Source organism: Streptomyces sp. NBC_00076 (assembly GCF_045041235.1).
GTDB lineage: Bacteria > Actinomycetota > Actinomycetes > Streptomycetales > Streptomycetaceae > Streptomyces.
In genome coordinates this window covers 10,635,660-10,647,393 of sequence record NZ_CP108242.1, presented here as the reverse complement: position 1 = coordinate 10,647,393, position 11,734 = coordinate 10,635,660, and the positions used below count along the sequence as shown (strand labels likewise).

Sequence of the window (11,734 nt, the reverse complement as noted above, 5' to 3'; positions counted from 1 at the left end):
CCGGGCCCCACGAGCACGGTCAGCAGTAGCAGTTCAGGTAACCGCCGTCGGTGCCACAGCACGGAGCGTTGTAGCGGCACCAGGTGTTCACGTTCTGGTAATGGTTGGCCACGTTGCACTGCCAGCACGCGTTCCAGCAGCCCTGCGGCCCGACCTGCGCCGAAGCGGAAATCTTGGGCACAAATCGCTCGAGCAGGGCCTGCCCTGCGGATTCCAGTATGCGAAGCATGTCGCTCTCCTCTCTAGGTCAATCGGCCCGACGTTCGTCGGATGAGCGACCTTGGCATTCGGTCGGTCGGCCGGTATTGAAGGAAATCGACATTGGATCTTTTCGACATGCACGGCAGGTACGGGACGCAACGCTGCAGCGGATTCCCGTCCATCCGGGGCGAGTGAGACCGCTGCGCGGGATTCAGCCTTCTTGCAGAATGCTGGTAATGCGACTGGCCATCCGGTCGACACCCCCTCCCCCACTCTGATATTCGGCGAGAAAACGTAGCGGCGGGCGTCCGGTCAGCGTGGTGAACTCCCTTGTCAGATGCGCCTGATCGCAGAACCCGCAGCTGGACGCGGCCTCACCGGGACTGCGGCCGGCCGTGAGCAGCGCCGCCGCGTGCTGCAAACGCAGCACGCGGGCCAGCCGTTTGGGAGTCAGCCCGAGCTGTTCCGCGAACCCGCGCTCGAGCTGGCGCTGGCTCCAGACGAGACTTTCGGCCAAGGCGGTGATCTTCAGGCGGCCGTGGGAACGTTCCAGCCGCTGCCAGGCCTCGACCACCCGAGCGGCCGCACGGGGGCCGTCCTCGCGGCAGCGCAGCAGGAACTGGTCGACCACGGCGAATCGGGAGGACCACCCCGAGGCCCGTGCGAGCTGCTCCGCCAAGTGATCGACCCGGACACCGAGCAGCTCGGAGAGCTCCACCCCGGGCTCGGGCAGGTCCCCGAGGGCCACACCGAACAGCTCGAAGGCCGCCCACGGCGCGAGCATCACCTCGACGCCACGGATCCCTCCGTGGTGCTCGCCCAGCACTGGGCGCGTAGTGGGAGGGCTCAGCAGGGATACGACCGTGCGGGTCCGATGCGCCGCACCCACCGGTGAGATCCGCAGGGCTTCGCCGAAGCCGAGGACCAGGGTCGCCAGCCCGCACGGGATCTCCAGACGTCTGCGGACCGGCCCTGGCGCGAACCGGAATCCCCGGTAGCAGAGCACCCCCGGCCCCAGCGACGCATGCGGCTGCCCCAGGGCCAGCTCCCACTGCTCCTCGGGGCATCGCAGCCGCCGCCCTGCCGGGACGTGCCTGGTCAGCAGGGAGTCGGACACCTGAGCACCCACCGTCGGCATGGACACTGCGCGGTGGCCTGAAGGTATGTGGCCTCGCCGTCGCCCCGCAGCGCCCGCACGGGGTCGTCGGACACAGCGGCGATCGCGGCAGTCGAGGCGGCGAGGGATAAATGGGGTAATGCACGCATGGCAACTCTCCGATGGTCGTGGGGGATGGTGTGATGCACGAGTGGAGTCGAGTGCCGGCGGTCCGGTCCTCGCACGCGTCCGCTCGCCCTCGACCGAGGCATAACGGCGGGCGATTTTCGGAGGTGCTGAATTCGTACGCCTCAAGAACAAGCGGACAGCGCATTGTTGTGCGGGAAGGCCCGGGTGAAGTGGGCCCGCCCGTCATTCAGTACGCGACGCTCGGCCGGGCCGTAGGGAGGGATGGGCAATCGGCTCAAATTCCCGTGCCAGGGAATCCGTGGCGGTCACCCATAGCGTGCGCACTTCATGCGGTGTGCCGGGATGCCGTGTGCGGATCTCGTGGCCGGACGGCATCGCTCGATTCAGCCATGTTCCCTCCCCGTTACGGAGACTGCTCCGCGGGGCCAAGAATCACACAGCGCCTCTAGCCACCGCCAGACCACGTAATGCCATTGGCTTGGTCTGTTCGCTCGGGCCGCCGTCGGCTTGAGCCCGACGGGTTTCACTGACCGGCTCTCCGCCGCCGGACCCTGCCGCGCCGCGGCCCAGATCTCCCTGCGCGGCGACGTACCTCTTCACCATGAAGGCTCAACTGGGGCCACACCTAGGCTCCGTAGCCAGCGCGCGCCTGGTCGGCAGTGTCCAGCTCGCCCGGACATGTGACAGCAGGTGCTCGTGCGTTTCGTCAGCGGCCCAGATCTTGGTCCCGGTCGGCAGCCGTTGCAGTCTGCGAGCGAGTGCGGCCAGTACCGCGGTACGGCGGGGGTCGCCTTTCGCGATCAGCTTGGACCGCCACCACTTGGCCACCTGGCGCACCGGCCGATACAGCATGCGCCGACTCAGGCGTGGCCGCCCCAGGTACTGGTACAGCTGGGGCGCCGTCCACGGCCCTGGCCTCCGGAGCAGGCCGGCGATCCGGGCCTCGATGCGCGGACCGGGGGGCGGGCGTGAGGCAGGCGGCACGGACGCCCTCGCGAGGGGCGTAGGACTGGCGGCGCGGACGCCCTCCTACCGCCGACGGCGCTACTCCCCGGGGAGTAATCCGCCCCTTCAGTCACCTACGGCAGTACCCCCGAAGTCGCCCTGACGCGCGACGATTCCGGCCCTTCGCGCCGGGAGTCTGGTGGAGTCCAGACACCGTCAAAGGGAAGGGGGCCCCGCCATGGGGCCCGGAAAGACAACCACTCGTACGCGGCGACGAGCCGTGCCCTGGGTGCTGATCGGGCTCTGGGTGGCCGTGCTCGCCCTGACCTTGCCGTTCGCGTCCAAGCTGTCCGATGTGCAGCAGGACCGAGCCGTCGACAATCTGCCGGCGAGCACGGACTCCACCCAAGTCGCCAAGATCCAGGAGCAGTTGCCGGGCGGCGAGACCACCGAGCTGGTGCTCGTCTACCACCGGTACGGCGGGCTGACCACCACCGACCGCGAGACGGCGGCCCAGCAGGTCGAGGAGATCGCGGGCGCGGGCCGGCTGACCGCGACGCCCAAGGTGGTGCCGTCCGAGGACGGCACCACCTTGATGTACCCGGTCGCCAGCAACGAACCGGGCATCGACGAGAAACTCCAGGACGAGTTCGTCAAAGATGTACGCGATGTCGCTCAGGGGGACGGCGGGCTGAGCGTCGAGGTGGGCGGCCCGGGGGCGCTGGACACTGACGACGTACCTGGTGACCAGCGCAAGCGTCGCCCTGCGGCGGAAGATGTGGTGGACGGGTCGCCTGTCGCAGGAACCGGAGCCGGATCCTGACGCACAGGAGCCTGTCGCAGTTTCGTAGACACCGCGGGCGTCCCTCCCACTGCCGGAGGGACGCCCGCCTGACGGAAGATGGAGCAGTGCAGCGCCCCCAATCCCTCATCGAGCGGGCCCTGACCGCCGTCAACCACCCTCCGGCGGTCCCCTCCCTGCGCAACGACGCGCACCTCGCCGCCGCGGTGGCCGCCCTCACCACGGTCATGGCCCTCTTCCTCAAGGACGGGCGCCAGCCGGACCTCCTCGCGTGGCTGCTGCTGCTGGGCGCGAACGTCCCGCTGATCTGGCGTCGGCGCCACCCCATGACCGTGATGCTGGCCATGGTGGCCTGCGTCGTCCCGTACCACGCGCTCGACTACACCCACAGCGCCCCCGTCCCGGCGACCCTGCTCGCGCTCTACACCGTCGCCGTCGCCGGCAGCGCCCGCCGCACCCTGCTCATCGGGACCGTCCTCATCAGCACGACCCTCACCGTCAACGCGGTCACCAATCCGGACGGACTCGCCGAGATCATCCGCATCACCGGCTGGCTCATCTCCGTACTGCTGCTCGGCGGCTACATCCGCGTCCACCGCCAGTACCTCGCCTCCGCCCTGGAACGTGCCGAACGCGCCGAACGCACCCGCGAGGAGGAGGCCCGCCGCCGGGTCGCCGAGGAGCGGCTGCGCATCGCCCGTGACCTGCACGACCTGCTCGCGCACAGCATCACGCTCATCGGCGTGCAGACCTCCGTCGCCGCCCACGTACTGGCCGCCGACCCGGACCGCCTCGACCGCGAGGCCGTCGCGAAGGCGTTCGACGACATCGCCTACACCTGCCGCACCGCCCGCGGTGAACTCCGCACCACCCTCGAGGTGCTGCGCGCCGCCGAGCACGGCGACGGCCGCGGGCCGCTGCCCGGCCTCGACGGCATCGCCCACTTGGCGGAGACCGCCCGCACCGCCGGGGCACGGGTCGAGTTGACCGTACGGGCCGACCACGCGCCGCCCGCCGTGGGCGCCGCCGCGTACCGCATCGTGCAGGAGGCGCTGACCAACTCCGTACGGCACGGGGGACCGGGGCTTTCGATCCAGGTGCACGTGTACGAGAAGGACAGCGCCCTGCACGTCTCGGTCACCGACGACGGCACGGGGCCGTGCTCCACGGACACCCCTGGGTTCGGTCTCGTCGGGATGCGGGAGCGGGCGCGGAGTGTGGGCGGCACACTGGACGCCGGGCCGGGGGCCGCCGGGGGGTTCGAGGTGACCGCTGTACTGTCTGAGCTGCCTGTACTGTCCGCGACACGCCCGTCAACCGAGCCCGTCGCGCCGTCCGTGCACGCGCAGCAGCATCGAGAAGAGGCCCGTTGACTTCCTCCCCCTCGTGAGCGAGGGGGACCCCTACGGCTCGCGCTGTGGGGTTTTCTGCTTCACTGCACGTCCCGGTCGTGGGCCGTGCCGCAGCTGTCGCCATCCAGGTGCGGACGCGCAGCGGCATCGCCTCAGCGAGGCTGCCGCAGTGGGAGCACAGCTCGGAGGAGGGGAAGAAGCGATCCACCGCGATCACTTCCCGCCCGTACCAGTTGGCCTTGTACTCCAGCCTTGTACTCCAGCAGGGAGCGGAACTGGGCCCACGGGGCATCACTGATGGCGCGGGCCGGGGTTCGGTTTTTGACCATGGTGCGTACGGTCAGGTCCTCGTCACGAGCGTTTGGTTTTCGCGCACGAGTCGAGTGGTCAGCTTGTGCAGCACATCACGCCTGCGGTCGGCGATCCGGGCGTGGATCTTCGCGACCCTCTGGCGGGCCCTCCTTGAGCAGGGACGGGGACTGGCGCGGTGGCTGATGCTCCGTTTCCAGTCCCCGGCCTACTCAGGAGTGCTGTGTGCCCGGCATCGTCTCCCAGAACGCGCACTGGTGTTCCGTCGAGTACCGGTCGTCGTCGATCAGGGCACTCCTGCCCCCCGCCCGCAGCGACAGCATCAGGCCGTTGCCGCTGTGATAGCCGGGCCAGCTCGTCTGCCGGGCGACGGCCGGCCGGCCGGTCTTCGTGAACGCGCCCCAGTACCGCGTCATCTCGCGGGCGAGCCGGCGCTCGTCGGCGTTGAACAGCGGGGCGATGGGTGTGCCGTTGTTGAAGCTGGGCCAGATGTAGGCGAGTTCCGCGGCGTGGCCGGCCCCCCATACGTAGCCGGGGATCTGCGTCAGGCCAGGGCCGGTCCGGTGGTCGAACTCGTACGCATAGGTGGGGGTGTACCGCTCGAGGGTCCGGGCGAGCGAGCGGAGTCCGCACCCGCCGATCCCCGAGATCATCCCCGAGTCGGTCATGATCCCGCCGATGAGGTACGCCGCGGTGTACCGGTCGGACGTATCGGGCCAGGGGTAACGGGCGAGGACCTCGTCGGCCCGGGCGCCGGCGATGCCCTGGACGAAGGCGAGGTAGGCCTGCTTGCCTTCGCCTATGTAGCCCGCGGCGAAGGTGCGGCCCTCGTCACGGGTGGCGCCGACGACGACGGGCACCCGGGCGAACCTCCCGCTGTCCAGCGCATCGCCCACTCCGGTCGGGAACGTCGGAGTCCCGTCCACGAAGCGGGCCGAGAAGGTCCGGCTCGCGTCGAGGAGCGTACCCACCGAAGCCGACCGCAGACAGTCGAGGACGGCCGCCTGAGCCGTGCCGTCGCAGCCCGCTTGCCGGGCGAACGCCGTCCCGGCGGCCTCCGCCCGGGCCTGCGGTTCGCTGGTACAGGAGCCGCTCTGGATCATGGCGCGGGTGAACAGCCCGCGCGAGCCGGGCGACACCATCTGCCCGCAGACGGACCAGCCGCCCGCGGACTCGCCGTCGATGGTGACCTCATCGGGGTTCCCGCCGAAGGCGGCGATGTTGCGCTGCACCCAGCGCAGCGCGGCCTGCTGGTCCATGAACCCGTAGTTGCCGGACTCGCCGTCCTCCTCGGTGAGGGCGGGCAGGCCGAGGAAGCCGAAGGCGCCGAGTCGGTAGTTGAGCGAGACGCCGATGACACCCGTCTCCTTGACGAGCTTCGACTCGTCGTTCTGCGAGCCGCTGCCGTTCGTCAGGCCACCGCCGTGGATGAAGACGTGCACCGGAAGGCGGGCGCCGGCCCGTACGCCCGACGGCCGCCACACGTTGACGTCGAGGCAGTCCTCGGTCTCGCTGCGTGGTCCGTTGCCGCTGGGCAGTACGGGGCAGGGATTGCCGAAATCGGCCGCCTCCCGGACGCCGGTCCACCGCGCTGCGGGCCGCGGCGGCTTCCAGCGCAGGGAGCCGGTGGGCGCCGCCGCGTAGGGGATGCCGAGGAACCTCTCGACGCCCTTCGAGGTGGCGCCGCGCACAGCGCCCTTGTCGGTGGGCACCACGGTCGGCGCACTCGCGGAAGCCGTCGCGGGCAGCAGCCCGACGACGGCGAGGGACATGACTAACGCGCCGCCCAGGACAGTACGGATTCTGCTGGCAGTCATGGATGAGAACCTCTCTGGCCGGGTGCCGGCCGCGGCGGCGCGGCCGGCACCCTTGGTGGTGGGGGGGGAGGGAGCCGGGCCTGGGCGGGCCCGGCATCAGACGCGGCTCGGCACCCGGTTGACGGTGCGAGCCGTGCGGTCAGTGCGTGACGTCGACCCCGCCGTGCAGGGGGAGCGTCCGCGACGAGGAGCCGACCCACACCTCCCGGTGCCCGGTGCCGAGCACCCAGGCGTGGGAGGACGTGTTCCAGTACTTCAACTGCTGGGCGTCGACCCGGATGCGTACGGTCTTCGACTCACCGGCGCGCAGATGCACCTTCTCGTAGCCGCCGAGCGAGCGCACCGCCTGCGGCACGGTGGTCTTCGGGCTCGCACCGACGTAGACCTGGGCGACCTCGTCACCGTCACGGGTGCCGGTGTTCTTCAGGGTGAACGAGACGGTCACCCCGCCGTGACTCTGCCGTACCGCGAGGTCGCGGTAGGCGAAGGAGGTGTACGACAGGCCGTGGCCGAAGGGGAACAGCGGGGCGGCCTTCTCCTTGTCGTACCAGCGGTAGCCCACGTAGACGCCCTCGGAGTAGTTCTCCTGGTTGTCCACTCCCGGGTACCGGAGCGGGTCGCCGGCGATCGGTGTGGCGGACTCGCTCGTGGGAAACGTCTGGGTGGTCTTGCCCGACGGGTTCACGTCGCCGTAGAGCAGCCGGGCGGTGGCCTCGGCCCCGTTTTGTCCGGGGTAGTACGTGTCGAGCACCGCCTTGACCTTGGACAGCCACGGCATGGTGATCGACGATCCCGTGTTGAGGACGACGATCGTGTTCGGGTTGGCGTCGGCGACGTCGGAGATGAGCCCGTCCTGGTCGGCCGGCAGGGAGAGGTTCTTCCGGTCGACGCCCTCGGTACCGTCGTCGTAGGCGAAGACGATGGGGGTCTTCACCTGGCGGGCCAGTGCCACGGCCTGCTCCCGGGCGGTCTGCGCGGCCTGCGGGGTGACCCAGTTCAGCCGGATCTTGGCCGGTGCGCCCTGGATGGCCTGGGCGTTGGCCGCGAGGCGGTGCTTTCCCGCCGTGAGGTGCACTGTGGCGCTGCTGGAGCCCAGGAAGCCGGTGATGACGCTCTTGCCGTCGATCTTCAGCGCGCCGTACGCGGCGGGAAGGTCGTAGACGAAGGAGTAGTCGCCGTCGGCCGGCACCGTGAGGGTGCCGCTGTAGTCGAAGGACTTGTCCGGGGTGACGGTGATCGTGCCGTCCGAGCCGACCGGCAGGGCGGGGCTGAGGGCCGTCGTGGGAATGGGGGCGCCGGTGTTGTCGACGCCGGCCGCGTGGCGCACCGTGGCATTCCGGCCCGCCCGCTGCGTGATGGTGGCCAGCGGCGAGGCCGCGGAATCCGGTACGACGTAGGAGCTGCCGCCGCCGGTGACCTTCGGCGTCTTCGCCGTCGGACCGATGAGTCCGATGCTGGTGTCCTTGCCGGTCAGCGGAAGCGCCTTGCCGGTGTTCTTCAGCAGAACCGAGCCCGACTCGGCCACCTTCTGCGCGACCTTGGCGCCGCCCTTCGGGTCGCGTGCGGGCCGCCGGCCCGCGGCGCCGTCGAGGAGACCGAATTTCTTCATCTGGCCCAGGATGCGGGCGACCGCGTCGTTCAGCTCCGAGACCGGAATGGTGCCATTCGTGATCGCGGTCTTCAGTTCGCCGCCAAGAAAGACGCCGCTCGGCATCTCCTGGTCGAGGCCGTTCACGATGTCGGTCGTCGCGTGGGCCGCGCCCCAGTCCGACATGACCCAACCCTTGAAGCCCCACTGCTCTTTGAGGATCGAGTCGAGCAGTTCGTCGCTGCCGCAGCCGTGACTGCCGTTCACCGAGTTGTACGAGCACATCACCGAACCGGCGCCGGCCTTGACGGCGGCCTCGAAGGCGGGCAGCTCGATCTGACGCAGGGTCTGCTCGTCGACGTTGACGTTCACCCCCATCCGGTTGTCTTCCTGGTTGTTCTCCGCGTAGTGCTTGACGGTGGCGATCAGGCCCTGGCTCTGAACGCCCCCGATCTCGCCGGACACCATGCGGGAGCTGAGCAGCGGGTCCTCGCTGAAGGTCTCGAAGTTCCGCCCCGCGTACGGCACCCGGATGATGTTCGTCATCGGTGAGAGCAGGACGTCCTGGCCGAGCGCACGGCCGTCGCGTCCTATGACCTGGCCGAACGTACGGGCCAGTCGGTCGTCGAAAGACGAGGCGAGCGCGACCGGCGCCGGCATCGCGGTGGCGTGCGCGTTGACCCGGACGCCCGCCGGACCGTCGGTGAGCCGCAGTTCGGGGATGCCGAGGCGGGGAACCCCGGGGATGTATCCGGCCTGGCCGAGTTTACGGGGATCGGTGCCTCCATGGACGAAGGACAACTTCTCGTCCAGCGACATCCTCGCGATGAGGGCGGCGACGCGGGGAGACACGCTGCCGGTGCCCCGGGCGTCACCCGCGCCCGAGGCGCCGGGTGCCACGGCCGTGCCTGCGGCAAGGAGCATCGCGCTCGCTCCCGCGATCAGGCCGGTGCGGCGCAACCGGCCTTTCCTGCGACGTCGTACCGATGTCCGAGTGAACTCCATGCGGGCTCCTCTTCAACGAATGCTCGACCATTCATATGCACTCGCCCAGATCGTCCGCGAAGCCGCCGATGAGCGCCCCCAGCACCGGAGGCAGGATCAGCGCGACCAGTACCGAGGCCCTTTTGGTCATGGTGACCAGCAGGAGGACGGCGATCGTGGCGAAGCCCAGAGCTGCCGGCATGGCGGTGCTCGCTTTCTCGGGGACGGGCCCTCGGCGGGGCGGGGCGGGGCGGAGTCGGGCGAGGGCAAGCCGAGGTGTTACGCGAGAGTTTCGAAGCACCACCGGATCGGTGTCCAGCATCAAACCGAGATCTGTCCATGCGATGAACGCATCAATCAACGCGGGCGAGCCCTACACTCGTCGGCCACGGAGGCCACCGCCTTGCGACAACTGACGGCGTACACGGCCGTCGCCCTGGTCGCGAGCTTCACCACGGCCGCCGCGGAGATGCACCTCTCCCAGTCCTCGCTCAGCCGCGCCGTCGCAGACGCCTCCAGCAGCGCCTGCCGGTTGGCTGACCGGCGGTGCACCGTGATCCTGGTCAGCCCCGCTTCTTCGGCGATCTGGCGCCGGCCTACGTCGGCGAGAAAGTGCGGGGCTTCTTCACCAACAGTCCGAGGATGTGCGACGGGGCCGGTCCGGCCGCCACCGACGGCGTCGAAATCACCGCGGACCGATCAACGCGGCATGTCATGACGCCGAGCGGCGGCGCTGTTGTGGAGAAGGGCCGCGAAGGACTGGGCGGCGGGGGTGAGGGCGTGTTCGCTCATGCGGACGAGGAGGACGCGGCGCACCGGGCCGGCGGGGTGCAGCGGCAGGATGCTGACACCGGCTCGGATGCCTTCCAGGGCAAGGGTGGGGGCGAGGGCGGCGCCGATGCCGGCGGCGACCATGGCCCGGGCCTCCGCCCTGCATGCGCGGCAGATCCATGCCTACGTGTGCGGCGAGCCCTATCTCCACGGCGTCGACGCCGAGGTCGGCAGCCGTGAGCAACGGGCCGATCCGGCGGCGCAGTTCGGCCGACTCCGTGAGCGGGCTGGAAACAGTCCATGCCGAAGGACTGGAGGCAGCAGGACCAGGACGCGGAGCCCTCCGGCGCCCACCACAGCGGGCACACGGTGCGCTCCGGCGAGAACCTGTCGACGATCGCCGAAGACGAACTCGGCGACGCCGGTGACTACATGGACATCGCCCGCCTCAACCAGGGCAAGAAGCAGCAGGACGGCCGCACATTCACCGACCGGACGAGATCTACTCCGGGTGGAAGCTGGTCCTGCCCGGCGCCGACTCCGCTCCTTCCCAGGACAAGCCCGCCGACGAGCACCCCAGTACCGGTCAGGACTCCTCCACCGGCAAGCTCTTCGCGGGAGCAGGGCCGGGGCTGAGGATCAGCGGCGTCGTGGACTGGGTCGAGACCTCGTGGGGACCTGCCGAGGACGTGCGCATTGGCCGCCGTGGTGCTCGTTCATGGCCTGTATCACCGTCCCGAACACTTCGCCCTGGTGGTGCTTGGCCACCCACGTACGCGTGGCCGTCCAGCCACGGTCGTCGAGGCCGGTCAGCACCGCCTCCACGAACTCCCGCCGGTCGTCGCCATGATCGCGGAACCACATTCCCAGCTGGTGCTGTGCGTCCGGAAGGTCGAACCGCGTGTACTGGGCGCGCGCGGTCAGCGCGTCCTGTACGGCCTCGGTCACCGCGGGCGGGATCACCGCGTCCGTGCCCGGCACGGCGAGCACCGCCCGGCCCTCGTACGCCCGCAGCTCCTCAAGCGCGGGCGCCTGCCGCCAGCTGTCCGGCTGCCGGATGCTCTCGCTGAACCGGCTGTTCCCGTCCCCGAAGGGAACGTCCCACGCTTCGGCGGTGTACACGGCGGGTGCACACAGCCCCAGGGCCGTCACTCGATCCCCATAGTGCCGGAGGAGATCCGCCACCGTCTGCCCGCTCATGCTGAACCCCACCAGGACCAGCGGCCCGTCCTCCGCCGCGTACGCGTCGATCACCGCTACGGCCTGCTCGAACCGTCGCCGCAGGCTTAACTCGCTCAGTTTGCCGGTGCTTTCGCCGTGCCCGGAGAAGTCGAAGGCGATCCCGCGACAGCCGTGGGCCACGAACTCCCGCACCAGCGGAAGCAATCGCTCCGTACTGCTGGTGCCCGCGCCATGCAGCACCACGGCGGTGACCCCGGACGGCTCACCGCCGTACACACCGTTGAGTCGTTCACCGTCATGTTCGTACGTGAAGTCGAAGAGCATGCCCTCTATTCACTCACTCCGTGGCCTCCGTTCTTCGAGAGTGTCACCGCAAGCGTCCGACCCTGGTCTCCGCTCTTCAAGCGGCGGCTGAGTTCGGCGGCGTACTGCGCGCGGGGGGGGCGCCCGCGGCGGCTGCCCAGCCAGTGGCCGCTCCGATGGAGAAAAGCCGCGAACCGGCCGCCCCAGACCCTCGACGCCACTCCCCCTCCCGCC

The 11,734-nt window shown here is 69.8% G+C and carries 7 protein-coding genes and 4 pseudogenes; 3 read left to right on the top strand and 8 right to left on the bottom strand.

Annotation, left to right across the window (positions count from 1 at the left end; translation table 11 throughout):
• Positions 1-19 precede the first annotated feature (19 nt).
• Together OHA64_RS47605 and OHA64_RS47600 are read right to left on the bottom strand one after the other, a co-directional pair.
• The gene (locus OHA64_RS47605; protein WP_405623593.1) at positions 20-229 is read right to left on the bottom strand and encodes a hypothetical protein; all 210 of its coding nucleotides are present in this window, start codon (positions 227-229) and stop codon (positions 20-22) included.
• A 183-nt stretch (positions 230-412) separates the two neighbouring features.
• Positions 413-1,318, bottom strand: a complete 906-nt coding sequence (locus OHA64_RS47600; RefSeq protein WP_405623592.1) for a helix-turn-helix domain-containing protein — start codon at positions 1,316-1,318, stop codon at positions 413-415.
• Positions 1,319-2,630: 1,312 nt separating this feature from the next.
• Between OHA64_RS47600 and OHA64_RS47595 the strand changes: the two are divergent.
• Positions 2,631-3,125 (top strand): annotated as a pseudogene (locus tag OHA64_RS47595) (MMPL family transporter); the annotation flags it as partial.
• 176 nt (positions 3,126-3,301) lie between these two features.
• Positions 3,302-4,567 (top strand): sensor histidine kinase, encoded by a 1,266-nt coding sequence (locus OHA64_RS47590; RefSeq protein ID WP_405623591.1) that lies wholly within the window; start codon positions 3,302-3,304, stop codon positions 4,565-4,567.
• A 65-nt stretch (positions 4,568-4,632) separates the two neighbouring features.
• Here the strand turns inward: OHA64_RS47590 and OHA64_RS47585 are convergent.
• The 5 genes and pseudogenes from OHA64_RS47585 to OHA64_RS47565 form a co-directional block, all read right to left on the bottom strand.
• Positions 4,633-5,009 (bottom strand): annotated as a pseudogene (locus OHA64_RS47585) (RNA-guided endonuclease InsQ/TnpB family protein); the annotation flags it as partial.
• A gap of 58 nt (positions 5,010-5,067) precedes the next feature.
• Complete coding sequence (locus OHA64_RS47580; protein ID WP_405623590.1) at positions 5,068-6,672, bottom strand: carboxylesterase/lipase family protein; 1,605 nt, start codon at positions 6,670-6,672, stop codon at positions 5,068-5,070.
• A 139-nt stretch (positions 6,673-6,811) separates the two neighbouring features.
• Entirely contained in the window at positions 6,812-9,265 is a 2,454-nt protein-coding gene (locus OHA64_RS47575) for a glycoside hydrolase family 3 C-terminal domain-containing protein (RefSeq protein WP_405623589.1), read from the bottom strand.
• 31 nt (positions 9,266-9,296) lie between these two features.
• Positions 9,297-9,446 carry a hypothetical protein gene (locus tag OHA64_RS47570; RefSeq protein ID WP_405623588.1) on the bottom strand — a complete coding sequence of 50 codons (150 nt, stop codon included), beginning with the start codon at positions 9,444-9,446 and terminating at the stop codon, positions 9,297-9,299.
• A gap of 497 nt (positions 9,447-9,943) precedes the next feature.
• A pseudogene (locus OHA64_RS47565) lies at positions 9,944-10,171 on the bottom strand (LysR substrate-binding domain-containing protein); the annotation flags it as partial.
• A gap of 144 nt (positions 10,172-10,315) precedes the next feature.
• Here OHA64_RS47565 and OHA64_RS47560 point away from each other — a divergent pair.
• Positions 10,316-10,651 (top strand): LysM peptidoglycan-binding domain-containing protein, encoded by a 336-nt coding sequence (locus tag OHA64_RS47560; RefSeq protein WP_405623587.1) that lies wholly within the window; start codon positions 10,316-10,318, stop codon positions 10,649-10,651.
• A 123-nt stretch (positions 10,652-10,774) separates the two neighbouring features.
• Here OHA64_RS47560 and OHA64_RS47555 read toward each other — a convergent pair.
• Positions 10,775-11,521: pseudogene (locus OHA64_RS47555) on the bottom strand (alpha/beta hydrolase); the annotation flags it as partial.
• Between the last annotated feature and the right edge of the window lie 213 nt (positions 11,522-11,734).

What these genes read in the sequence shown, in the direction of transcription:
- OHA64_RS47605 (WP_405623593.1), bottom strand. Translation starts at nt 229, where the DNA reads ATGCTTCGCATACTGGAATCCGCAGGGCAGGCCCTGCTCGAGCGATTT.
- OHA64_RS47580 (WP_405623590.1), bottom strand. Translation starts at nt 6,672, where the DNA reads ATGACTGCCAGCAGAATCCGTACTGTCCTGGGCGGCGCGTTAGTCATG.
- OHA64_RS47575 (WP_405623589.1), bottom strand. Translation starts at nt 9,265, where the DNA reads ATGGAGTTCACTCGGACATCGGTACGACGTCGCAGGAAAGGCCGGTTG.
- OHA64_RS47570 (WP_405623588.1), bottom strand. Translation starts at nt 9,446, where the DNA reads ATGCCGGCAGCTCTGGGCTTCGCCACGATCGCCGTCCTCCTGCTGGTC.
- OHA64_RS47560 (WP_405623587.1), top strand. Translation starts at nt 10,316, where the DNA reads ATGCCGAAGGACTGGAGGCAGCAGGACCAGGACGCGGAGCCCTCCGGC.